General features: G+C 43.8%; 18 protein-coding genes. 2 read left to right on the forward strand and 16 right to left on the reverse strand.

The features are described 5' to 3' along the window. The first annotated feature begins 14 nt into the window (after window positions 1-14). Complete coding sequence (locus QM830_RS04810) at window positions 15-185, forward strand: DUF3042 family protein (protein WP_003002781.1); 171 nt, start codon at window positions 15-17, stop codon at window positions 183-185. A 42-nt stretch (window positions 186-227) separates the two neighbouring features. Here the strand turns inward: QM830_RS04810 and QM830_RS04815 are convergent, their stop codons facing one another. From QM830_RS04815 to rexB, 4 genes are all read right to left on the reverse strand, one after another. Beyond that, window positions 228-2,165 (reverse strand): LPXTG cell wall anchor domain-containing protein, encoded by a 1,938-nt coding sequence (locus tag QM830_RS04815; RefSeq protein ID WP_414325813.1) that lies wholly within the window; start codon window positions 2,163-2,165, stop codon window positions 228-230. A gap of 295 nt (window positions 2,166-2,460) precedes the next feature. Then, the gene (locus QM830_RS04820; RefSeq protein WP_414325814.1) at window positions 2,461-2,778 is read right to left on the reverse strand and encodes a DUF4298 domain-containing protein; all 318 of its coding nucleotides are present in this window, start codon (window positions 2,776-2,778) and stop codon (window positions 2,461-2,463) included. A 3-nt stretch (window positions 2,779-2,781) separates the two neighbouring features. Further along, window positions 2,782-6,447, reverse strand: a complete 3,666-nt coding sequence (gene addA, locus QM830_RS04825) for a helicase-exonuclease AddAB subunit AddA (RefSeq protein ID WP_414325815.1) — start codon at window positions 6,445-6,447, stop codon at window positions 2,782-2,784. Continuing rightward, window positions 6,444-9,710, reverse strand: coding sequence for an ATP-dependent nuclease subunit B (gene rexB / locus QM830_RS04830; RefSeq protein ID WP_414325816.1), 3,267 nt, complete (start codon window positions 9,708-9,710; stop codon window positions 6,444-6,446). Before rexB ends, addA begins: the two co-directional genes overlap by 4 nt. A gap of 158 nt (window positions 9,711-9,868) precedes the next feature. On the opposite strand from rexB, the gene QM830_RS04835 reads away from it, so the two are divergent. Then, window positions 9,869-10,351, forward strand: a complete 483-nt coding sequence (locus QM830_RS04835) for a glutathione peroxidase (protein WP_414325817.1) — start codon at window positions 9,869-9,871, stop codon at window positions 10,349-10,351. Between the two features lie 468 nt (window positions 10,352-10,819). On the opposite strand, the gene QM830_RS04840 is transcribed toward QM830_RS04835, so the two are convergent. The 12 genes from QM830_RS04840 to QM830_RS04895 all read right to left on the reverse strand — a co-directional run bounded on the left by QM830_RS04840 (window position 10,820) and on the right by QM830_RS04895 (window position 23,527). After that, window positions 10,820-12,688, reverse strand: coding sequence for an ABC transporter ATP-binding protein (locus tag QM830_RS04840; protein WP_414325818.1), 1,869 nt, complete (start codon window positions 12,686-12,688; stop codon window positions 10,820-10,822). Further along, the gene (locus QM830_RS04845; RefSeq protein WP_414325819.1) at window positions 12,678-14,423 is read right to left on the reverse strand and encodes an ABC transporter ATP-binding protein; all 1,746 of its coding nucleotides are present in this window, start codon (window positions 14,421-14,423) and stop codon (window positions 12,678-12,680) included. The genes QM830_RS04840 and QM830_RS04845 overlap by 11 nt, the downstream gene beginning before the upstream one ends. A gap of 224 nt (window positions 14,424-14,647) precedes the next feature. After that, complete coding sequence (locus QM830_RS04850; protein ID WP_414325820.1) at window positions 14,648-16,411, reverse strand: glycerophosphoryl diester phosphodiesterase membrane domain-containing protein; 1,764 nt, start codon at window positions 16,409-16,411, stop codon at window positions 14,648-14,650. 103 nt (window positions 16,412-16,514) lie between these two features. Beyond that, the gene (locus tag QM830_RS04855) at window positions 16,515-17,660 is read right to left on the reverse strand and encodes an FtsX-like permease family protein (RefSeq protein WP_414325821.1); all 1,146 of its coding nucleotides are present in this window, start codon (window positions 17,658-17,660) and stop codon (window positions 16,515-16,517) included. A 3-nt stretch (window positions 17,661-17,663) separates the two neighbouring features. After that, window positions 17,664-18,344, reverse strand: a complete 681-nt coding sequence (locus QM830_RS04860; RefSeq protein WP_414325822.1) for an ABC transporter ATP-binding protein — start codon at window positions 18,342-18,344, stop codon at window positions 17,664-17,666. Next, a complete protein-coding gene (locus QM830_RS04865) occupies window positions 18,341-18,916 on the reverse strand; it encodes a TetR/AcrR family transcriptional regulator (RefSeq protein ID WP_414325823.1) in 576 nt (191 codons plus the stop codon). The genes QM830_RS04860 and QM830_RS04865 overlap by 4 nt, the downstream gene beginning before the upstream one ends. A 148-nt stretch (window positions 18,917-19,064) precedes the next feature. Further along, on the reverse strand, window positions 19,065-19,988 hold the full coding sequence (locus QM830_RS04870) for an aldo/keto reductase (RefSeq protein ID WP_414325824.1): 924 nt from the start codon (window positions 19,986-19,988) through the stop codon (window positions 19,065-19,067). 103 nt (window positions 19,989-20,091) lie between these two features. After that, window positions 20,092-21,306, reverse strand: a complete 1,215-nt coding sequence (locus QM830_RS04875) for an ABC transporter permease (protein WP_414325825.1) — start codon at window positions 21,304-21,306, stop codon at window positions 20,092-20,094. Continuing rightward, entirely contained in the window at window positions 21,303-22,196 is an 894-nt protein-coding gene (locus QM830_RS04880) for an ABC transporter ATP-binding protein (RefSeq protein WP_140814147.1), read from the reverse strand. The genes QM830_RS04875 and QM830_RS04880 overlap by 4 nt, the downstream gene beginning before the upstream one ends. 11 nt (window positions 22,197-22,207) lie before the next feature. After that, on the reverse strand, window positions 22,208-22,993 hold the full coding sequence (locus QM830_RS04885; protein WP_414325826.1) for a DUF3169 family protein: 786 nt from the start codon (window positions 22,991-22,993) through the stop codon (window positions 22,208-22,210). Window positions 22,994-22,995: 2 nt separating this feature from the next. Beyond that, a complete protein-coding gene (locus QM830_RS04890) occupies window positions 22,996-23,205 on the reverse strand; it encodes a helix-turn-helix transcriptional regulator (RefSeq protein WP_003002675.1) in 210 nt (69 codons plus the stop codon). Between the two features lie 13 nt (window positions 23,206-23,218). Then, entirely contained in the window at window positions 23,219-23,527 is a 309-nt protein-coding gene (locus tag QM830_RS04895) for a hypothetical protein (RefSeq protein WP_414326066.1), read from the reverse strand. Window positions 23,528-23,571: the final 44 nt, after the last annotated feature.

The following is a 23,571-nucleotide window of genomic DNA, read 5'->3' on the forward strand; positions in this document are numbered from 1 at the left end:
AAGGAGAAATTCTCATGGCTAAAGGATTTGGTAAAGGTTTTGTTACTGGTGTTGCTGGTACAGTTGCTGCTGTCGCAGGTGCAGTTTACACATTCAAGAAAAAAGTAATCGAGCCAGAAGAACAAAAAGCAGCTTTCATCGAAGAAAACCGCAAAAAAGCAGCACGTCGTCGTGTCTCACACTAATCCAACAAAAAGCTCCGGGAAACCGGAGCTTTTTTGTGTTTGTTAGTTTCTTCTTTTCAGTCTAAAAATGGCAGATCCAACTATCAATGAAACAAGACCTGAAATCATAGCAAATAAATGATTTACTGTACCAGTATTTGGTAATGACTTATTTTGCTTATCTTGGACTTTCTGAACAGAAGAAGTTAAGCCTGAATTCGTATTATTAGAATATCCAGTTTTAGATTTCTCTCCTACTACTGTCCCATTGTTCTCTTTACGATCAATATTAGAAGTAGCTTGCTGATCTTTTGAAACATTAGAGTTTGATTTTAAAGTTTTATCACTGGATGTACTATCTGTTACTTTCAAATCAGTCTCTTTACTTGTTTCATTTTTACTAGTCTGAGAACTTGATATTCCTTTTTCCTCAGTAGGTTTAACTTCCGTTTTTCCTTTTTCTTTACTTTCACTCTTCTCCCCAGTTTCTTTATTTGTACCTTGTTCGTTATCTACCTTTTGTTCCTCTTTATTATTACTGTCTGGTTTCACCACTGATGGTGTCTCTCCAACTTTAATGATATAGGGTTCTGATATGTTACCGACTATATCTTCTGTAGATACTTTAAGTACATCTCCTTTTTTTAATACAGGAGTTGATAAAATCCAATTTCCTTTTCTATCAGGTTCAACTAAACGTTTTGTTCCATTTGGAAGAGTAACATGAATTAGAGAAATTTTTGATTTATCTTCATTAGAATTTTCTTCTTTTATATGCTGATTGACTACTCCCCCAATAGTATTACTTCCTTCAGTTAGACTATTAATCTCACCTAATTCAGGTGGCACAATATAAGCAGTAAATTCACCATTTATAATTCCCCCTGGGGATTTTAACGTAACAAGACCTTTTTCACCATTTTTTAACGCATGTTTAGCAGGAATATTAAATGTAACCCTGCCTCCATCTTCAGTTCTAGTCTCAATTACAAAACCATCTGGAAGAACTAATTTAGCGTGTATTCCATTATAAAAACCACTGATAAATCCTACATAGGACTGACTACCATCTCGTTTTATGTGAAAATCATTATTATTTGCACTTGTACCATAATTATATAGGCTAGACTCATCATCAGAAAAGCCTTCAACTTCTACTTTATTTGATTCAAATTTGTTATTTTTAGAAACCCAAACTTCTGCTTTTCCTTCACCTTTATAAAAATAGTGTTCCTCAGGAATATTTATTGAATAATAATTATTTTCTCCTGTTTCAGCAGATAATTTAGTACCATCTGGTAACAATACATATACTGTAGAATTTGGATAGGTATATCCCGATAAAGTTTGATAATTGGGACTATACTGAATGGATTTACGCACCTCTGGAGATTCAACTTCAGAAACTACAATTTCTTTTTCAAAAATATTACCAGCTTTGTCACTTGAAATGATTTTAATTTTTTCACCTGGACCGACATCAGGTAATTCGAATTCCCATCTTCCTTCAGAATCAGTAGAAGTCTCTTTGGTATCTCCATTTGGTAAAATTATTTTAAATGTTGCATTTCCATCTCTATCATTGTAGTTCGCTCGTCCATTAATCACTTTATCTCCTGCTATAAGATAAAAATCTGGAATACTTGGAGCTTCAGTATCTGCAACACCATCCGTATCATAACGTGAGTTTCCATCAGAATTAATTTTATAAATTGTAAACCTTTCATAATTCTTAAAAGCACTCCCACTTGGGATCTTCAATTCATAATTTCCTTCTCCATCAGATACAGTCTCTACCGTACCATCATAACCAATTCTTAATCTAGTATTTGGCGTTGTCTTACCAATAACTGACTGGCTACCATCTTTATGATTTTTAAATTGGACTGTGGTTTGGATAGATCCAGATTCTTCCGCACCAACCTTACTAACTAACGCTGGACCACATAGCATTAAGCTCACTAGTCCATACCCTAAAACCTTTTTAACTTTTCTGTTCATCAGAACCTCCCAAATAATACTACAAGTAGTGTTTTTAATAACTATATTCTACACTATATAGTTATAATTGTAAACGCTTAACATATAAAGTGTGCTCTTCAAACTATATTTCTGTTTTCTATACTATTATTTAACTATGTTTTACTTTCCGCAGTGACAAAAGTACCTGAAACAGAATCTGTTTCAGGTACTCGGAATTATTGAGACCCTAGGCTCAATAATTAGCTATGGAACTTCGTAGAAGTTCGCTAGCGTCCGTCGTCACCTAAGGAAAGATAAAATATAAAGAATGATATCACCGTTCTTTGATCATTTTCGTTGCGATCTCCAAGAGTTCAACTCCCATCTGAAAATGCTCGTCTAACAAATCATAGACGGCATCTTCAGACAAGACACCACAAGGAAGATCGGCTGGAAAATCAGCTTGATTGGACAGGTCCAAGTCATCAAAATAGGCCTGACTACTATAATAATCGCGCAGTTGGATATAGCTCTCTTGATGCTCTTTTAGTCGATCCACTGCTTTTTTTGTATCTTCCAAAGTCCTAGCATAGTCATTCAAATAACCTTCCATCCTTTGGATGCGTTCAATTTTATCCTTTGCAATTGTCATGTGTTACTCCACTTTCACCACTTCTAGATGAGGGCCACCTAAAAGTACCAGATATTTTTCAACGTGCTCTTGGCCATAGGAACGGCGAAGAGCTTCTGCATAAAGATCGAGCTGATCTCGGTATCGTTCGACCAATTGGCTAGGGACCTTGTAGTGATCCGTCTTGTAGTCAAAGAGCAGAATCCGATCTTCTAGCACGATATACCCATCCAAGATCCCCCGCACGACAAAGTCCTCTCCACTAGCTGGATCTTTCTTCAGCATGGCAAAGGGGGCTTCACGATAAACACGAGGGGCTTCTCTTTGAAGTAAGGTTCCCAAAGGCGTCTCATAGAAAGCGAGAATAGCCTCTAGCTTGATGCGGGCTTTGACCGCTGGCTCTGCTTGGACTTGCTCCAAGGCTTGACGCAGTGTATCAAGAGTGATTGCTTCTTCAAGAGGCACGCGCTGCATGAGTTCATGGACAGCACTACCGACTTGTGCTCCCGTCACGGCTTCTTCTCGCCCAAAAGTAGGAAGCTCAAAGTCAGGTGTCACGGTCTTCGCATCCATGATCTGGACGCCATTGGCATCCATGACCGGCTCGTAGAATTTCTTGATCTGGCTAGGGGTACGGACACTAGGTAAATGAATGGCCGGAGCATACAGCTGATTGAGCCGATCAACATTTTCCAAGATATCCAAAGCCCGACGAATATCCTCTGACTGGCGGACATCCTTGAGCTGATCCAGGCGGGAATCCTTCTCCTTCTCTAGTGGCTCCAGCTGGTTCGGTGTTAGGTCTTCATCTGTCACAATACGCGTGTCATAGGCCAGCGTATTCTTGGCAAACACATCTTGAATGGCAAAGAGCCAGTCCTGATAAGAGGTCCATTCTTTTCGTTTTTCCGGATCCAGCTTGCCATTGCGACTAGTCCCCCAATCGGTATCGCGCAGTTTGTCCTCACGGCCTTTTCCGACCAGATAGAGCTTGAGCTCGGCCCGTGTCATAGCAACATATAGAAGACGCATCTGCTCCGAAATCGTGGCCAATTTTGTTTCTTCCACATTGCTTTGGTAGCAAGGCGTTTCGATCTGCAAGCGAATGGTTTCTGGAGCAGCTGGATTCTCTGTCTCAACTGGCAGGTTGGCAATGTATTTAAAACCAATCCCTTTTTGACGGCTGAGAATGATCGGTCCTGATTGATCCTTACGGTTAAAGGCCTTGTCCATATTGAGAATAAAGACATACTTGAATTCCAGCCCCTTACTCTTATGGACGGTCATGAGCTGGACGGCATCTTTTGGAGCCGCAAGAGGGACGCTGGCCAAATCGTGTTCATTTTCGATTACCTTGTCGATCATGGCAATGAAGCGCGACAAGCCCTTAAAGCTGGCCTTCTCGTAATCATTGGCCCGAAGCGTCAAGGCATAGAGATTGGCCTGGCGCTGGGCCCCATTCGGAAGGGCGCCGACATAATCATAGTAATAGCGATCCTCATAGATTTTCCACAGCAAATCATAGAGTGAAGAGGTCTTGGCAGCAGCCCGCCAAGTAGATAAAACTTTGAGGAAGTTCTCGATTTTAGCTGAGAGTTTGGCATCAATCAGATTGGCATGCTCTGCAGTCTTTTCAAGGGCTAACTGGACCTTGTGGTAGAAGGCCATTTGCTTTTGCTCTGAAAGGGTCTGCAAGGAAATCCGTGCCAATTCATCTTCATCAAAGTCAAACATGGGGGATTTCATGAGGGCTACTAAGGCATAATCATGCAAGGGGTTATTAATGGTCCGCAAGGTATCCAGCATGACCATCACTTCCAGTGACTCAAGATAATGCGCCTGGCCGCTATCTGCCACAATCGAGATACGATACTGGTCAAAGGCTTCCAGAATCGCGTCATTTCGCGTTCGAGTCGCGGTCAAGAGCGTGATGTCTTTAAAAGGCACTTTTTCCACCCGATGGAGGCGTAAAATTTCTTTGATGACAAGGAGAATTTCTCCCTTGGAAACCGTCTCGAGTCCAGAAGCAGCTTCCTCGTCTTCAGCCTTTTCTTCCTGGTCTTGGCTACCATCATAGAGCAAAAATTCTGCCCGATGTTGTGGCAAGGCCATCCGCTGCTTGTCGCTTCCTGCAACTAGATAATGGGTTTGATTGTAGTCAATCTCTCCCACCTCTTCGTCCATCAAATGGCGAAAGACATCATTGGTCGCGTCCAACACTTCCACATGACTCCGGAAATTTTCCTTGAGGAGGATCAACCGCCCTTTTGCCCCTTCTTCTTGGTAGGCCTTAAATTTGTCATTGAAAATCTGTGGATCTGCCTGACGGAAACGGTAAATCGATTGCTTGATATCCCCCACCATGAAGCGATTGTGACCATTTGATAGCAATTCCAACATCCGCTCTTGGGTGTGGTTGGTATCCTGGTACTCATCGACCATGACCTCATGATAACGCTCTTGAAAGGCTTGTCTCACCTCTGGGAATTGCTCTAAAATTTGAATCGCAAAATGACTGATATCCCCAAATTCATAAGACTTTTCTTGGATTTTTCGCTCCAGATAAGCGCGAGAAAAATCTCGGATAAAGTCCCGAAGCAAGGAGAGCATGGGGCCTTCTTCTTGGTGGAAGGTTTGTTGAAATTCCAGCTGATAGAGTTGATTTTCCAAGTCTCTGAGGCGGTTGATATGAAGATTTTTGTCTTGGTTATAAGCCGTAACTAGGTCTTTCAGCTCTTCCTTTCGGGCTCTATTGGTCAAGGCTCCCCCATTTGAAGCTCGACTAATCGCCACGACTGCCTTTAGGACAGAGGTCAGTTGCGCTTTATTAGGGCGCTCTGTGAGGCTTCCAATCTGATCCAGCACCTCTTGCACGGCTTCCAAATATTTGGCCTTGCCAAATGCTTGGCCTTCATTAGACAAATGAAAGGCAAAAAAGCTCTCTGCCTCATAAAGGGCCTGCTGGATGCTCTCCATTAGGGTAGTTTCCACCTGTTCAAAATCGGTCTCTTCATAGCCTTTTAAGAAATGCTCCTCCAACCATTTCTCCGGATCACTGGTGGACTGAAGAAAGTCATAGATCTGGTAGACCTGCTCTTTAAACAAGGTCAAATTTTTGCGCTGTCCCGTGAAATTCTTGACCATCTGGACAAAGGCTTCTTGGTTTTCTCCTTGGTAATAGCGGTCAAAAACAGCTTGAAAGACTTCATTTTGCAAGAGACGCTGCTCACTGGCATTTTGTAAAATGCGAAACTGGGGCGCAAACCCAAGCAAATAGCCATAGCGCGTTAGGACCTTTTGGGTAAAGGAGTCCATGGTTCCGATATCGCTCGTTGCGACATCTGCGATTTGACGGGCCAGGTGTTGCTTGAGTTCTGGGTCATCGCTCGCTTGCAGGGCTTTTCCAAGTTCACTTTCCAAACGCTCCTTGAGCTCTCCTGCTGCCTTGACCGTAAAGGTCGAGATAAAGAGCTCCTTAATCGAAATGCCTCGCTGGATCTGATCCAAAATCCTTTGCACCATGACAAAGGTCTTCCCCGAACCAGCCGAGGCCGACACCAAGATATTGGTGCCTGAACTATAGATGGCATCGATCTGTTCTGGTGTTCGTTTTTGCTCTTTGGTGGAGGCTGCTTCTTGGTCCTGAAGGGCCTTGATTTCATCTCTTGTCAAAAATGCATGTTTGATCATTTGTTCAAGACCTCCTTCATCTTCTCGATCCAAGCGGCTTTCACCTTTTCACCGCGTATTCCTTTTTGGTCTAGTTTGGTCAAGAACCGTGCCTGACCTAGGTGACGATCCGCTTCAAAGCCAGTGATGGATTTAAACTGCTCCACGAATGGTGCGATATTGCGCCCATTTTCACTATAGGGATTGATGGCAAATTGCCCTTTGAGAATCCCTTCTGCTGCTGTTTTATAGAGATAAGCGTTGTACAAGAGGAGCAGGTCCAGCTCTTCCTTACTCAGCATCATGGCCTTGTTCTTATCATAGGCCTCGCCCAGGTAAGGCGCCTGATCTGCCATAAAGAGCCCCTTGTACTGTTGACTTTTCATAGTTTGATTGATGGCGTCCTCTACTGTCTTGGTCTTTTTCAGATCCACTAGGGGATCTCCCATTTCTAAATACATGGCTCCGAAAATCCCTTGTTCCTCTTGGTATTCCTTCAGATCCTGAATGGCAGAGAGATAGGTTGGCAATTGAGAATTCAGGCCATTAAAGAACTTGTCATAGTGGAATTGCGTCAAGCTCGACTTGTAATCCACAACGCCAAGAGCTCCTTGTTCTCGTAATTTGTCAATCCGGTCCACCTTGCCTCGTAGCTGCAGGAGACGGCCATCAGACAAAGGATAAGAGGTGTGGGCACTCCCTCCAAAGAGGGTCTCCTCACCAATGGTCTCGATGCCATTTTGCTGGGCGAGGACCCGTCCGGTTGTTTTAGCGGTATCAAGAAGCAAGTTGCGAATAAACTCGGTCTCTCCATTTTCTCCATACAATTGCTGGAACTCTGCTTCTTGGCTGGTTTCTCGAATCGCCTCACTTAAGCGCTGATCAAAAGCTTGATCGGAGCTGTCTTTTAAGACTTTTTCAAAGATTCGGTGCAAGAAATTCCCATGACTGCGAGCGTCTGGCCGGATCGTCTCATCTTCTTGTAAGCACAAGACATAGCGCAGATAAAAGGCATACTGGTGCTTGTAGTATTCATTCAAGGCAGAAGCAGATAAGGTCAAGGCTTTGCCTTCTGGATAGAGCGCTTGAAGGGTATCCGACTGAAGCTGGCGACTCTTTAATTCCGTTGAAATCTGAGGAATCTGAATGCCTTCAGCGGCCAATTTCTTTCGCAAGACCCGCACCGCCACACCCCAAAAGCTGGCTTCTTCAGCAGACAGCTCACTAGTGATCTCTTCTTGATGGAGTTCGATCACGCGCGCTAAGAGGGCTCGGTAGGTTCCGATGTCATCACTCGAGGCTTGGGCTTGTTTGGTCGTCCATTCGATGGCAATAGGCTCCTTGGTCAATTCTAGAAGGTAAGGAGAGACACTATCTTCCGTTTCATTGACCAAGCTAGGGGCCGATAGGACCAACTGTTTGGTCGCTGCATTGAGTAGCGAAACCGCCACAAAACGATTCTTCTTGAGATTTTCGCTGGTCACCACCTGGAGCTCTGCTCCTTCTTTCGTTGCCTCATTGAGCTGCTGGCGCTCGTCTTCACTGAGAAGCGAGGTATTCTGCGCGCTCTTTGGAAAACGCTCCTGGGTCAGCCCGATCGCGTAGACATAAGGAGCTGTCAAGGGCTCAATCAAGTCATAGGACTGAACCGTCACTACATCGACCGTAGCAGGAACTGTCCGGTATTGTGACAATTGCATGCCGGATAAGACAAGAGCTAAAAAGTCATCCACTGTCAGTTCTTGGTCCTCAAAAACCAGATTCAATTCTTCTAAGACGTGGAGGAAGGTCTTCCAAACTTGATCATAGCGCTCCTGCTCTTCCAAAGCTAGATCCTTGATCAAAGCTTGTAGATTCTGAGAAAGCTGAGCCTCTTGCAGAAACTCTGTAAAGGCTGTTAAGAGTTGGGAAACCTTTTGTTTGCGCTGTGAAAAGAAGGGCGCTAGAGGTTCTACGACGCGTTCTCGGAGGGCATTGAGTACTTCTAGATTGAACTTAACCTGACGATTGCTGGTAAAAGGCTTGTGAAATTTTGCAGCCCCCTTTACTTCCGCAAAGCGAAGGTACTGCTCAAAAGAATCGACTTCTTCTTGGGTCAAGTCACTATACAGACTCGTTTTCAATAGATTGATGACGTCTTCGGTCTGGTAATTGAACTGCTTGATCCGCCACAAGGATTCAATGACCTGAATCAAGGGATGATGGACCATGGCTTCGCTTCGTCCCAAGTAAAAGGGTATCTGATACTGATCAAAAATGGTCTTGAGTTGCAGTTGATAAGCTTCTACATCGCCTAGCAAGACCCGAATATCCCGATAGCGTGCCCCATCATGAAGGCGCTGACGGATGGATTTAGCAACAAATTCCAACTCTTCTTTTTGTGTATTGGTTTGCCAGAGTTGAACAGCAGTTCGATCTTGGTTCTCCAGTTCATCTTCCACTTGTGAAAAATCGTAACGCGCTTCTAACATGCGGGTCATGCGACTAAAGGAGTCTTCGATCGCTTGCCCACAATACTGTGGCTGTACCTCAAAAGTCTTTGCCAGCTGAAGGAGAAAGTCAACACTGGCTTGGTAAAGATTGCTCTCTCTAAAGCTTGCCCGGTAGGCTTTTTCACTGGCATAGACCCCGATGACAATCTCCACTCCTTTTCGGTGAAGGAGACCAATCAAGGCCTCTTCTTCTGCAGAAAAACGCGTGAAGCCATCGACGACGATCGCTACATCCTTTAATTGCTCCTCTAAGTGCCCTGCTTCGACCTGATTGAGGAAAACGGCCATCTTGGACTGGGATTCATACTGGTGCTGGACCAGCATCTCAGAGACCGCTTCAAAAATCGCCAAGAGGTCCTCTCTTTTTTCAGCTTCCTCGAGCAACTCCAAATCTGTAAAATCCATCTGGGCCGTCTGCAATTCATGATAGAGCTGAACCAGTTGCTGGATAAACTGAGGATCCTTGCGCAGGGCTCCGTAAACTTTAAGGTCTTGGTCCTTCATTTGGGAAAGAGCTTTAAAAAATAACATGCCTAGTCCGATGTCATCTAAGGCTTTCTCCTCAAAAACCTGATTCAGGATGAAATAACGGGCCATTTGAGCAAAGCGCGTAACGGTTATAGCAAAAGAAGCCTGACCTTCTAAATAGGACAAGACCTTGGCTTCTTTTTCAAAGGAAAGAGAGTTAGGTGCAATGTAAAATACACGCTTGCCATCTTCTACTAACCTTACGGCTTCTTGCGTCAGGACCTGGGTCAAGGGGGTCCGAACATCCGTATAGAGTAATTTCATCCGATCCGTTCTCCTTTGGGCACTTTCTTGAGAGCTTTTATCTTCTTATTATATCATTTTCACAAGTGGGACTAAAGCAAGAAGTCATGGTCCTCTTGGCCCAATTTTAGGATATTTGTGCTACAATTAAAGATGAAAAGACAGAAAGGATAACACCTATGACCAGCATTTATGATTTTTCTTTAGAAAACCAAGAAGGGGAAGAAATTTCTCTTTCCCACTACCAAGGTAAGGTCCTTATCGTGGTCAATACAGCAACAGGCTGTGGCTTGACCCCGCAATACCAAGGACTGCAAGATCTCTACCTGCGCTACAAGGAAAAAGGGCTGGAAATCCTAGACATCCCTTGTAACCAATTCATGGGACAAGCTCCAGGAACTGCAGAAGAAATCAATAGCTTCTGTAGCCTCAACTACCAGACCACCTTCCCACGATTCGCTAAAGCCAAGGTCAATGGTAAAGAAGCCCTTCCTCTTTATGACTGGCTCAAAAGCCAAGCAGCCGGACCACTGGGCAAACGCATCGAATGGAACTTCGCAAAATTTGTCATCGACCGACAAGGCCAAGTCGCCCAACGCTTCTCCTCCAAAACAGAACCAGCTGCTATGGAAGACTTAATCCAAGAATTACTTGATAAATAAGCAAAAAAGCTTGAGCGCTGGCTCAAGCTTTTTTTATGTAGACAAACTATTTAGAAATAAGTTAAGCGATTCTGCAAAAAATAAAATAAGTTCTAATTTTTAAAATGAATCAAGAAAATACCAAAACTTTCCGCCGTGAGAAAAGTGCTAGAAGTAAAACAGTTTGGGAAACTGTTTTAGCCTGAGACTAAAACATAAAAAGCGAAGGGATCCAAAACGAATTGAACACGGGCTGCGGATCTTGTCAAAAAGATAAGTTCTCCTAGAATCGAAAGATTCTTCGTCAAACTTCCTATTTTGACTTTATCCGCAAACACCCTCTGTATCTTGATTTAGTCATGGAACTTCCTGGATTGCTGAAATTATCCACTGGATAATTTCACCTAACGTCCGTACTCACTTAAGGAAAGTTTTTAAGATGACTTTGTCTTCATTCTATGCCTGAGCCAACGCTCAAGCTTTTTTAGCTTAATCAATTTCAAGTCCACCAGTGTACAAACGGTGATAGGTTCCTTTTTCTGCCATCAAGAAAGCATGGTTGCCTCGCTCGATGATGCGTCCATGGTCCATCACCATGATGACATCGGAATTGACAATCGTCGACAGACGGTGGGCAATGACAAAGACAGTCCGACCTTCCATCAAGCGGTCCATCCCTTCTTGCACCATCTTCTCTGTCCGAGAGTCAATGGAAGACGTCGCTTCGTCCAGAATCAAGACTGGCGCATTGGCAAGGGCTGCACGGGCAATGGCGATCAATTGTCGTTGACCATTTGAAAGGCCAGCCCCATCATCTGTCAAGACCGTTTCATAGCCCTGATCCAAGTGTTTGACAAAGGAATCCACATTGGCAATCCGAGCTGCCTCAAGGATCTCCTCCCGCGTTGCATCGGCACGGCCATAAGCGATGTTTTCCGCAATCGTACCAGTGAATAAGTGGGTATCTTGAAGAACGATTCCGAGGGAACGACGAAGAGAATCTTTCTCAATCAATTTGATATCGATCCCATCATAAGTAATCATTCCGGATTGGATATCATAGAAGCGGTTGATCAAGTTGGTGATGGTTGTCTTCCCTGCACCAGTCGCACCGACAAAGGCCACTTTTTGACCCTTATCCGCGTACAAGTTGATGCCATGAAGGATTTGTTTCTTCCCATCATAAGAGAAATCAACATCATCAAAGACCACATTTCCGACCATCTTGACAAGCTGGTAATCTCCATTTGGACGCGGGTGTTTCCAAGCCCATTTGTTGGTTTTCTGATCGGTTTCGACCATTTCTCCATCGACCAGTTCATAATTGACCAGCGTCACTTTTCCTTGGTCGACTTCTTCTTCTTCGTCCAAAAGATCAAAGATACGATCTCCACCAGCCAAGGCCATCAGGACAAAGTTCAATTGTTGAGAGACCTGGGCAATGGGACCCGTGAAGGAGCGGTTCAATTGTAAGAAGGCCATGAGACCACCAATGGTTAAACCACCGATGCCATTGAGGGCAATGATCCCACCGATCAAGGATGTCAGAACAAAGGAAACATTTCCTAGGTTCCCAAGAATCGGCATGAGAACATTGGCATAGCGATTGGCTTGGTAAGAAGATTCAAAGAGTTGGTCATTGATCCGATCAAAATCCTCGATGCTTTCTGCTTCGTGGACAAAGGCCTTGACCACCTTTTGACCCGACATCATTTCTTCAATAAAGCCATTTTCGATCCCTAAGTTCTTTTGTTGGGCCCCAAAGTAACGGCCGGACTTGCCAGAAACATCCTTGATAATAAAGAACATAACGATGACCATAATCAGAACAATTAAGAACAAGAGCGGACTGACGGTCAGCATGGTAATCGTTACCCCAAGGATCATAATCGCTGAGGATAAAAGTTGGGGAATGGATTGTTCAATCGCTTGGCGAAGAGCGTCAATGTCATTGGTATAGATAGACATGATGTCCCCGTGTTGGTGGGTATCAAAGTAGCGAACGGGCAGTTTTTGCATGCGAGCAAACAACTGATTCCGAAGGCTTCTAAGCGAGTCTTGTGAAATGGTCGCCATAATCAAGGTAAAGCCATAGTTGGCAAGGACCCCGATCAAACAGATCAAACCAACCCTTGTCAAGAAGGACAAGAGCGGTCCAAAGTCATGGCTGTTGGACGACAGCATGGGCTCCACATAGACGTCGACCAAGGACTGAATCGAAGCTATCACATTGACCGTCGCAAGAGACGATAGAATGATTAAGATAAAGGAAACAATCAAGGACAGCTTGTAGTTTTTCCATAGGAAGTCCAGTAGGCGAAGGAGTGAACCTAGATTTGCTTTTTTCTTAGTTTTCATCTGCTACTCCTTTCCCTTGTGTTTGCATTTCATATACTTCTTGGTAGATGGCATTATTGGCAAGCAATTCCTCGTGGCTACCGATGGCATCGATTTGCCCATCATTCATGACGATGATACGATCTGCATCCTGAATAGAGGATATCCGTTGACCAATGATAATTTTGGTAGTCTCTTTCAAGCTCCTTGCCAATCCTTGACGGATCAAACTATCTGTCTTGGTATCGACCGCTGAAGTCGAATCATCCAAGATCAAGATCTTCGGATTCATGAGGAGAGCACGCGCAATACAGAGACGTTGGCGCTGTCCACCGGAGACATTGGATCCCCCACGCTCAATCATGGTGTCATAACCCTCTTTGAAATCTTGAATAAATTCATCGGCTTGGGCAATCTTACAAGCTGCGATGATCTCTTCATCCGTCGCATCTTTATTTCCCCAGCGCATATTTTCTTTAATCGTACCAGAGAAAAGAACATTGGTCTGAAGAACCATGGCCACTTGCTTACGAAGGGAATCAAGATCGTATTCTTTGACATCGTGGCCTGCTACTGTCACCCGACCAGACTCGACATCATAGAGACGAGGAATCAACTGTACTAGACTAGACTTCCCTGATCCTGTCCCCCCTAAGATACCAATGACTTCCCCTGAACGAATGGAAAGGTTAATTCCTTGCAAGACATGGGTCTTGTCGCCATTCTCATCAGTATAGGCAAAGGTCACATCTTCAAAGTTGATGGATCCATCTGCAACTTCTTTGATTCCATTTTCTGGGGAGACAATCGTCGCTTTGGTCGTCAAGACTTCATTGATCCGCTCGACAGAGGCCATAGAAATTGACAGCATGACAAAGATCATCATAAACATCATGAGCGACATGAGAATGGTCATGGTGTAGCTAAACATAGAAGTCAAATTCCCAGTAGAGAGTTGGCCACCAACGATCAGATGTGCCCCAATCCAAGAGATCAAAAGGAAGGAAGCATACATGGAAAGCATCATAGCTGGGCTACTAAAGACAACGATACGGATTGCCTTCATAAACATGTTGTAAATCCGGCGGGAAGCTTTTTGGAATTTAACCGTTTCGTCGGCTTCTTTAACGTAAGACTTCACCACTCGCATATTGGTAATGTTTTCCTGAATGCTGTTGTTAAGATTGTCATAGGATTCAAACACTTCTGTAAAGAGCGGATAAACAATCTTCATGATGATGCTTAGAACAGCTGCCAAAAAGATGGTCACATAGACAAAGATCATAGCCATTTCCGGGTTGATCAAAAAACAGGCCGCAATGGCAAAAATCAAATTGAGCGGTGCCCGTACACAGATCCGGATGACCATTTGATAGGCATTTTGCACATTGGTCACGTCCGTCATCATCCGAGTAACCAGACCACCAGATGAGAACTGGTCAATATTTTCAAATGAGAAGGTTTGAACCTTTTTGAAAATGGCCCGACGAAGGTTTTTAGCAAAACCAGCTGAAGCATAGGCACCATAACGGGCAGACTGCATCCCACAAAAGAGGGAGAGAAAGGCACAGACCAGCATGAGCCCACCGTAAAATAGGATATTGTTCATGTTTCTTTGTTGAACACCCTGGTCCAATAGACTCGCCATGACAAAGGGAATCGAAATCTCAAACATGACTTCAAAGACCATGAACAAGGAAGCCAAAATCGAGGGCTTCTTGAATTCCTTGATCTCGGAAATTAAGGATCGAATCATCATTACCTCCAAAGTTTTTCATACTTTTTTCTGCGGGAGAAGCAAAGCTTTTTCCCACCGAAAAATAGGTCAAAACACACAAAATTCCCTGAGGGAAAGACCCTAGGGATTACGCATGTATACTAATTAAGTATCATTGTATACTAATTTCACAAAAAAAGCAAGATTTAAGTCAGCTAAAAAGGCTTCTCCTATTTTGAGAAACCTTTAAAGCAGAGTGCCTCTTATTCTTCCTTAGACGTAGCGACAAGATTTAAGACGCGATCAAAGTAGGACTTGTTTTGTTTCAAATCTTTTTTCAATCTTTGAGCCTCTGTCAATTCATCCGTAATCAAGCCATCAATGGGTTGTTGCAAATACTTGGTCAACTTCTGCTTGTCATTGATGGTCCAGACATAGAGCTCTTTTTTCATCTCATGGGCCTGGGTCACCAATTCCTCCTGATAAGAAAAGTCTTCAATCGCAAAGAAGTCTACCAAATTATTCTCAAAGCGACCAAATTGAATGGGAATAACATAGCCAGTCTTGATCTCAGGAGCTTTTTTCTCGACCTTTTCCATGACCGACAGATCCAAAGACATAGCCGGATAGTCTTTCTCGATCCCCAAGTCCCGCATCTTCTGGACGAAAAGATCCACGTAGTTTTCCGGTTCTGTACCGTGAGGCTTAAGCTCGACCAAGAGCTTCATCTTCAATTCTTTGGCCCGTTTAACATATTCTTCAAAAGAAGGGATATGACTCGTGTGACCATCCTGCTGAATCTTGAGGCCTTGCACCTCAGCTAGGGTCATATCTTTCACATCCTTGTCCACCCCAGCAAGGCGCTTGAGATTGTAGTCATGCAGGACGACAAATTGATGGTCCTTGGTGAGAAGAATATCCATCTCTGCATAAGCCGCCTTTCCCTTGGCTGCTGCTTCTAAGGCTTCCAGGGAATTTTCTACCCCTTTAGAGACGTCTCCTCGATGGGCGATGAGCTTGATCTGATCATTGACTTTTAGGGTTGCCAGTTCAAAAGCTGAAATCCCCGATTGGACCATGAGAAAGACCACTGTCAGAGCAAAGAGCCCCTTCATCTTTCGACTGCCTTTGGAGCGCATGACGGAACGGCTCGGTACTTCCCATGCAGAATCCAAGATGATGCCGAGCGATCCCACCTTTGTCAAGACTGTAAAAATAAACAGGAAGGTCCGAATCAAGACCAAAAAGATGGTCTCCACCCAGAAATACTGCCCCTCTTTATCGATCACCATCAAGGTAAAGACCAGACCCAAGACCAGCAAAATCCCTAGAAAGGTTAAGAGAAACTCAAAGGACAGAATTCTCCATAAGAGACGAAAGCTTCCTCTTTTGGTCATGCTCCAGCTTTTTTTCAAGGCACGACCAAATGGCAGCTCCTCTACCACTAGGTTAGGAACCGTATAGATGAGGCGAAGATTGAGATAGATAAGGGTCAGCTGCACCACTAAGAGCCCGATGGAGCCCATCGTAGTCTTTTCAAACTCCCCTGTGATAAAGGTTGGAATAAAAAGCCCATCTGTCAGGGTCGATCCAATCAAAACCCCTGCGACAGGCAAGGTCAAAAGGAGATAGAGCAGAAAGTAAAGCAGGTTTCTCCCCACTAGATCCTTCAAGCGACCAAATGATTGGCCTAACACCTTTTTAAAGGACAAGTGCCGATCGGTTCGCGACAGGTAAATAACCGAAATCAGGGTCCGCATTTCCAGCATAAACAAGAAAGCAAAGACCATGATAAAGACCAAAAGAGCCAGCAAGCTCAAGGGATGGCTCATCACAGAGACCAAGTTGTTCTTATCGATATTGGCCTGACCCGCAAGCAAGACTGCCAGTTGAAAGAGCCAACTCAAGGTCGCAGCCCCAATACCAACGACAAATTGTAGCAAAATCCCAATCGCGATAAAGGACCATTTGTTACGCCAGATTAAGTAAAAGGCCCCCTTCAGTTCCTGCCAATAACTCCGTTTCATCTCCATCCCTTTCCTTTTCTTTCATTCCCCTAGAATAGCGGAAAAGCCCTCCCTTGTCAATGACTTGCACAAGAAAAAGGCTGGGAAACCCAACCTTTTCTGATCATTCAGCTAAGAGCACTTCTTTGATGGTTTGTTTTTGGAGTTTTCTGTTGGATAGATAAAAGAGGCTTTCATAAATCACCGCAAAACCGAGCAAGGTCCAAAAGCACACATTCCAGTCAAAGTTGTGCTCAATCTTTTCAGGAACGGTGTCTTTGATCACACCAATCAAGATTTCCATGATGCCATATTGATAAGCCGTCCCAAGGGCAAATCCTAGATAAGCCCAGAAACGATAAGGAGCGAGAATATGACTTTGGCATTCACGATCGGTGTAGCCAAAAGCCTTCATAAGGGCCAAGGTTTCGCGACTTTCTGAGACCACAATTCCCAATGACAAAAAGAGGATCGAGAAAGAAAGGATCAAACCAATCATAATCATCATCGTTTGGATGATGTCATCTGTGTAGTCCCTTAGCCCAAAAGACAATTGAACCATGGCCGCGAAACACATGGAGCCAAAAACCACAAAAAACAGGATCGATTTTCTCCCCCAAATCAGCGACGAAGACAGCTCTTTTAGGAAGGATTTCTCTTTCTTAGGAGCACTTTTTCTCCTTTTGACCTTGATTGGACTTGGAGATTTTTTCAATAAGCGAAGGGCCGGCGTTTGTAGTTGTCTTCTAGCATAAGCAATCGCAAGGACCATAAAGAAGGTCGTTGGCAGTATCACTAAAGCAACCAAGAGCTGCCAGTGAAAATGAATGGTAATGTCTGGCAAAATCCCCTTCTCATTGCGAAAGTCATAAAAATGCCCCATCATTAGAAAAGAAGCGAAATAGCCAAGAAGTGCTCCAACTCCAAAACTGAGTCCAAAAGCCCAAAATCGTTTCGCCAACTGGCCATTGCTATAGCCCAAAGCCTTTAAAATCCCTAATTGTTCCTTGTGGTCATCGACAAATTGTTTGATATAAAAACACATGAGAAGGATCGACGTCAAGGACAAGACGACCCCACTGACCATGGCCACCATCCAGGAAAGCGAAACCTGGGCATCATAGTAGGTCGTAATCATGGGATTGGTTTTAGAAATCTCCAACTGCTCGATATCCAGATAAAAATTCAAGAAGAGATTGGCCACAAAGACCGCACAAGCTCCGATGATACTGACGACAACTAATTTTCGAATATCTTTTACTGAAAACATGGCTTACCATCCAATCTCATAGGCATTCTGAGGCTGATCGTTGGTCACAACTTGGGTAATCTTGCCACTATTGACGCGAATGATGGTTCTGCCCATATCCGCAATATTTTGGTTGTGTGTCACCATGATTAAGGTAAAGCCTAGCTTTTCCTTCAACTTCCAGATATAGTCGAGAATTTTGCGCCCTGTTTCTTCATCCAGGGCCCCCGTCGGCTCATCTAAGAAAAGAATCTCTGGCTTTTTGGCCAAGGCACGGGCAATGGAGACTCTCTGCTGTTCCCCACCAGACAATTCACTTGGATACTTGTCCAGCTTATCACCAAGCCCCAAATCCTCGATAATCTGCAAAAAATCATGATTGCTTGCCAGGTCAGCTCCCATCTTTACATTCTGTCTAACCGTCAGATTCGGTAATAAATAATACTGCTGAAAAATAAAGGCTATCTTCTCACGTCTAAAGGCTGTCAATTGAGCATCAGTGAGTTGAGACAAATCCTGTCCTTGAATGAGAATATGCCCCTCATCTACCTTTTCTAATCCGGATAATACGTTTAAGAGGGTTGACTTTCCTGATCCAGAAGGACCTAGGATAACCACATCATCCTGGTCTTGAATCTGCAAATCAATCCCTTTTAAAACCTTGGTTTGACCGTAACTTTTGTGAACATTTTCTAGTTGAATCATTTCTTTCCTACCATTTCTTTGATGAGAGATTGACAAACTTCTGTCAATAAACCAATCACTTCTTCCATGCTGAACTGATAAATACTAGAAGCAACCATAAAGGCCATTCCGTGTGAGTAGATAAATAAATGCTGGTACAGGCGACTAGCCTCCTCTAACGTCAAAGGATAGTCTGCGACAATCGAATCCAGAACTAATTGGTAACTATGATCCTTCATGGGAAGAAAATCTTGAAAGCGACGAATCGGATCTTTGCTAGGATTTTGGAAAAGCAATTGAAAGAGTTGGGGCTCTTTTGAGGCGAAGAGGATATAAGCAACCCCGACAGATCGAAAAGGTTTCTCATCTTCTAAGGCCTTGCGAATATACCCCACCACTACCATTTCCGCAGCAACAATAACCTCTGCTTGTAACTCAGCCATATTAGCAAATTGCCCAAAAATGACCCTTGGCGTGGCTCCCAGTTTCTCTGCTAATGCTCGAGCCGTCAAACTAGCCAGGCCCTCTTCTCTCACCAATTGTAAAGCTGTCCCAATGATAGCCTCTTTACTAAATTTAACCTTGGGTGGCATAAGACTCCTTTCACGCAACAAACGTTGCGCAACACTTGTTGCATAAAGAATACCATAACAAAGTAAGACTTGTCAAGAAAAATTCGTAAAGTATAAAACAAAAGACCAGCCCACTGATACAAGTGAAGTCTGGTCTACTAATAAGATTCTAAGGCAAATCATTTCCCGCCGCCAAGTAGATTTGGTACCATTCCTTGCGCGTTAGAGTGACTGTTGCTGCTTTCCCCGCTTCAAGGATATGCTGGGGTTTGGTCGTTCCGATGACAGCCTGCATCTTACCCGGATAGCGGAGGACCCAAGCAAGGGCAATGGCTGTCGGAGTGACTTGGTATTTTTTCGCCAAGTCATTGAGGACGTGATTGAGGGCCGCAAACTCTTCCTTGCCCACAAAATTCCCCTTGAAATAGCCATGCTGGAGGACAGACCAGGCTTGAATCACCGTATCAGTTAAACGACAATACTCAAAGACACTGCCATCTCGCACGGCTGCTTTTGGCCCTTCCATGTTGACATGAAAACCGGCTTCAAAGCTAGGCGTAAAGGCGGCACTCAACTGCAACTGGTTGACCTTGAGTGGTTGTTTGACAGCTGTTTTGAGCAATTCCATCATCATAGGATTTTGATTGGACACCCCAAAATGACGGACCTTGCCCGCTTTCTCCAAGTGATCAAAAGCTGCCGCCACTTCTTCCGGCTTCATGAGGGCATCCGGTCGGTGAAGGAGGAGACTATCTAAGCGCTCGATCTGCAGACGCTCGAGGATGCCATCGACGGAGTCCAAAATATAGTCCTTCGAAAAATCAAAATAGGTAAAGCCGTCTTTGCGAATCCCACACTTGGACTGAATCCACATCTGGTCCCGAAGATCTGGACGGCGCTTGAGAACCTTCCCCAGCAGGACCTCACACTGGCCATCGCCATAGATATCTGCCATGTCAAAGGTGTTGATCCCAATCGACAAGGCTGCCTCCACCAAGGCCTCCACCTCATCTTCACTCATCTGACTGATCCGCATCATCCCAAGGACAATCGTGGACAGACGCTCATTTTCAGTAAACTCAATATAGTTCATGTCCGCCTCCTTTTCATTCTTCCTTCATTATAAAGGAAAGAAGACCAAACAGCAATGATTTCACAGAGCAAAACACCCCCAGTATCCACTGAAGGTGTCTCTTTTAGCGATAACTCAAAGCTTTTTTGACTGTTTTGACCAAGCCTAGGTCATCCGTTTGTAAGATGAGGCTAGAATAGATTTTTCCAATGATCATGGTGCCGAGGAGCGTGAAGGCCAAGGCAATTCCGAATGATCCCCATGATTCAAGTCCACTTGCATAGCCATTGATGGTACGGAATGGCATGAAGAAGGTTGAAATGAATGGAATGTATGATCCAATCTTCAACAGAAGGACATCTCCTGCACTACCCAAGGTGGTTACTCCAAAGAAGCTAAAGAACACTAACATCATCAGTGGCGAAATCGCTTTTCCTGTATCTTCTGGACGAGCAACTGTTGAACCTAGGAAAGCTGAAAGAACCACGTACATGAAGATTCCAAGAATGATCAAGAATAAGGTATTCAAGGAAATGGATTGTCCAATATGTTGGGTGATAGGAGAGTCTGGAGATAAGATATCTTTCACAAGAGGAATGGAGTCTCTAAAAATCCAAACGCCTCCCAATCCGACTGCATAGATACCAATATGAGTACAAATGACTCCGAAAAGACCAATCATGCGAGCATAGAAATAGTGAGTTGCGCGAATGCTTGAGAAGACCACTTCCATAATCTTGGTCCCTTTTTCACTGGCTACCTCTTGAGCAGTGATACCTGAATAAAACATCAGAATCATGTAGATAAGAAAACCGATTCCTCCAGCTACCACGGTCTGCACCATTTTCAGCCCTTCTTTCTTCTCATCAATTTTTTCAATCAATGAGACCTGTTGCGAAAGGGCTGCTAACTGCTCTTGGCTTAAATCCGCTTTAGAAACATTGAGCATTTGTTGGACCTGACTCAATTTAGCCATAAGGATTGCTTTGAAACCTGGCTTCATGGCATCCTCACTCTGGTAGCGAGCCTCTAGCTGGCCATCCTTTTCTTCAACTGTGAGGATTCCCTTGATTTCTTCCTCTTTCATGGCCTTCTTAGCTGCTGCTTCATCCTTATAGTCAAAGGACAAGCCATCGGTCCCTTTCAAGACTTCCTTGACAGGAGCTTGATCTGTAATCAAGGCGATGTTGCTTTTCGCAGATGTAGAAGATCCGACGAAATAGTTCACTCCAATCGTCAATCCGAAGAAGAGAAAGGGAGTAAGCACCATCAGTAAAAAGCTCCATGATTTCACTTGGCGTAAATAAGTTTCTTTGATAACAATCAGCATCTGTTTCATACTTCTACTCCTGATTCTAATTTAAAGATTTCATCAATGGTTGGGGCTTGTTGGTCAAAGGTTGCTAGATAGCGCCCCTTGGTCAACTGGTCAAAGAGGTCTGGACCTGCTGTCTCATCATCCAAGACCAACTTCCATAGACCTTGCTTGGTCATAGTCACTTTAGTCACATGAGGCAAGGCTTCCAACTCCTCTTTACTGAAGTCATTGGATACGAAAAGACGAGTCTTGCCAAAGCTATTACGAACTTCTTGTACAGGACCTGAGAGGATCACGGATCCATCACGAATCATGACCAACTCATCACAGAGTTCTTCCACATTGGTCATGACGTGGTCCGAGAAGATAATAGTCGCACCGCGTTCTTTTTCTTCAAAGATGACCTGCTTGAGGACTTCTGTATTAACAGGATCCAGTCCACTAAACGGCTCATCCAAGATGATCAATTTTGGCTCATGGATCATGGTAATGATCAATTGAACCTTTTGCTGATTCCCTTTTGAGAGGCTCTTAATCTTATCAGTTAATTTCCCTTTTACTTGGAGTTTTTCCATCCAGATCGGAAGTTTCTCTTTGACCTCAGCAGTTGACATGCCTTTGAGATTTGCAAGGTAACGGACTTGCTCATAGATGGTCAACTTAGGCATGAGGCTCCGCTCTTCTGGTAGATAACCAATTTCCTTATAGGTTTCTTGACTGATTGCTTTGCCATCCAATTGGATATCGCCGCTGTAGTCAAGGAAGCGGAGGATACTATGGAAGATAGTGGTCTTCCCTGCTCCGTTCTTCCCGATCAAACCTAAGATGGATCCTTTTTTCGCAGTCAAGTCAATGCCGAACAAGACCTGCTTCTTGCCAAAGCTTTTTTCTAAATTTCTAATTTCTAACATGGATGACTCCTTTACTCTTTATAATAACGTTTGGTAATTTTGTATTGTGAAATAAGGATATAAATATAGAGAATGGATACGACGAACAAAGCTAAGAGGATATCCGTTTTGAAGGCAACCCCAATGAGGAGGAGAGCAAGGAGAAGGCTCGGCAAGATATAATTGCTTAACTTAACCACCACTTCGAAATTTTCCTCGTAGTTTATCTGTTTTTCTGCCTCATCCATCATACTCATCATAAATTCACGCATTTCCTTGGCATCGGCATTGCGGGGAATCGGTTTCCCATAAACCAAGTTAAAGGTCTTACGATAGAAGATACCCACTAGGAAAAATAGGACAATCAAGGCAAGAAAAAGATAGAGCATGGTAAAAGGTCCAAAGATAAAAGCCGCAGGTTTATCCAAATTCACCAATTGAATATAAAAGATGATAATAAAAAAGTATGGTAAGATCATGATTCCTTTAAAGATGGTCGCTAACCCATACAGTTTTTCCTTCTGGATATCATAGTGATAGGCTTCATCCTCGTCTTCTATTTGGAGAATCTTGTAATGAAGTTTACTTACCCGCATCAATAGGACCATCGTGATCATAAACACGACCAAGAATAAAACTACTGAGCCCAAAAGGAGCACCTCTTTACTAAAGAAGGATTGGATTTCAAGGGGCTTTTCGGATCCAAACATGCCTGTCAAAAAACCAATGACTCCTCCAATCAAGCCGGAACCTATGATGATTCCGACATTTCTCCAAAAACGGTAACGATCAGATCGTTCTTGTTGTTGCTTTTTCATTTTTATTCCTCTCCCTCTACTAGACTAAAGACATTCTCCACCGGTTCCTTGAAAATTTGGGCGATGGTGATCGCAATGATAACCGAGGGGGTGTATTCCCCCCGCTCCAAGAGACTGATGGACTGGCGCGAGACTCCTGCTAGCTTGGCTAGCTCGGATTGGTTGAGCCCATCACGCGCCCTCAGCTCTTTCAGTCGATTTTTTAAAATCATGGCTTTCGCCCCCTTATAGTTGAATACCTTGAATATCTTCGATGCGGACTAATTTGGTTTCCCTCTGTTGTTTATGATTCACACGAGTCAGTTTGACCCAATCTTCATCGATATCTATAATTTCATACTCAAATCCAACACCATCTACTGTAACAGTGGCCGTTTGGCCTTTCAATTCTTCTAAAAGTCTAGACATGTCTTGATTTCCTTTCACTTGTTTTTCTAATCGTCTGATGCGTTTGTTCAATCTTTTTATCTTCTTTTCTGAGCTTGCATAAAATATAAGCAGAAAAGGGATAAAAATAATCCACACAGCTCCCATAAGAAAACCTCCCCTTATTTCAACTGAAATCATTGTAACACTTC

This window comes from Streptococcus sp. OMI750 (assembly GCF_047463895.1).
Classification (GTDB): Bacteria; Bacillota; Bacilli; order Lactobacillales; family Streptococcaceae; genus Streptococcus.

Bases quoted from the DNA above. Each gene is read 5' to 3' on its own strand.
- QM830_RS04835 (WP_414325817.1), top strand. From the start codon at position 9,869: ATGACCAGCATTTATGATTTTTCTTTAGAAAACCAAGAAGGGGAAGAA.
- QM830_RS04885 (WP_414325826.1), bottom strand. From the start codon at position 22,993: ATGAAAAAGCAACAACAAGAACGATCTGATCGTTACCGTTTTTGGAGA.
- QM830_RS04850 (WP_414325820.1), bottom strand. From the start codon at position 16,411: ATGAAACGGAGTTATTGGCAGGAACTGAAGGGGGCCTTTTACTTAATC.
- QM830_RS04895 (WP_414326066.1), bottom strand. From the start codon at position 23,527: ATGGGAGCTGTGTGGATTATTTTTATCCCTTTTCTGCTTATATTTTAT.
- QM830_RS04870 (WP_414325824.1), bottom strand. From the start codon at position 19,988: ATGAACTATATTGAGTTTACTGAAAATGAGCGTCTGTCCACGATTGTC.
- QM830_RS04845 (WP_414325819.1), bottom strand. From the start codon at position 14,423: ATGATTCGATCCTTAATTTCCGAGATCAAGGAATTCAAGAAGCCCTCG.
- QM830_RS04865 (WP_414325823.1), bottom strand. From the start codon at position 18,916: ATGCCACCCAAGGTTAAATTTAGTAAAGAGGCTATCATTGGGACAGCT.
- QM830_RS04815 (WP_414325813.1), bottom strand. From the start codon at position 2,165: ATGAACAGAAAAGTTAAAAAGGTTTTAGGGTATGGACTAGTGAGCTTA.
- QM830_RS04880 (WP_140814147.1), bottom strand. From the start codon at position 22,196: ATGTTAGAAATTAGAAATTTAGAAAAAAGCTTTGGCAAGAAGCAGGTC.
- QM830_RS04860 (WP_414325822.1), bottom strand. From the start codon at position 18,344: ATGATTCAACTAGAAAATGTTCACAAAAGTTACGGTCAAACCAAGGTT.
- QM830_RS04840 (WP_414325818.1), bottom strand. From the start codon at position 12,688: ATGAAAACTAAGAAAAAAGCAAATCTAGGTTCACTCCTTCGCCTACTG.
- QM830_RS04820 (WP_414325814.1), bottom strand. From the start codon at position 2,778: ATGACAATTGCAAAGGATAAAATTGAACGCATCCAAAGGATGGAAGGT.
- QM830_RS04890 (WP_003002675.1), bottom strand. From the start codon at position 23,205: ATGATTTTAAAAAATCGACTGAAAGAGCTGAGGGCGCGTGATGGGCTC.
- rexB (WP_414325816.1), bottom strand. From the start codon at position 9,710: ATGAAATTACTCTATACGGATGTTCGGACCCCCTTGACCCAGGTCCTG.
- QM830_RS04875 (WP_414325825.1), bottom strand. From the start codon at position 21,306: ATGAAACAGATGCTGATTGTTATCAAAGAAACTTATTTACGCCAAGTG.
- addA (WP_414325815.1), bottom strand. From the start codon at position 6,447: ATGATCAAACATGCATTTTTGACAAGAGATGAAATCAAGGCCCTTCAG.
- QM830_RS04855 (WP_414325821.1), bottom strand. From the start codon at position 17,660: ATGTTTTCAGTAAAAGATATTCGAAAATTAGTTGTCGTCAGTATCATC.
- QM830_RS04810 (WP_003002781.1), top strand. From the start codon at position 15: ATGGCTAAAGGATTTGGTAAAGGTTTTGTTACTGGTGTTGCTGGTACA.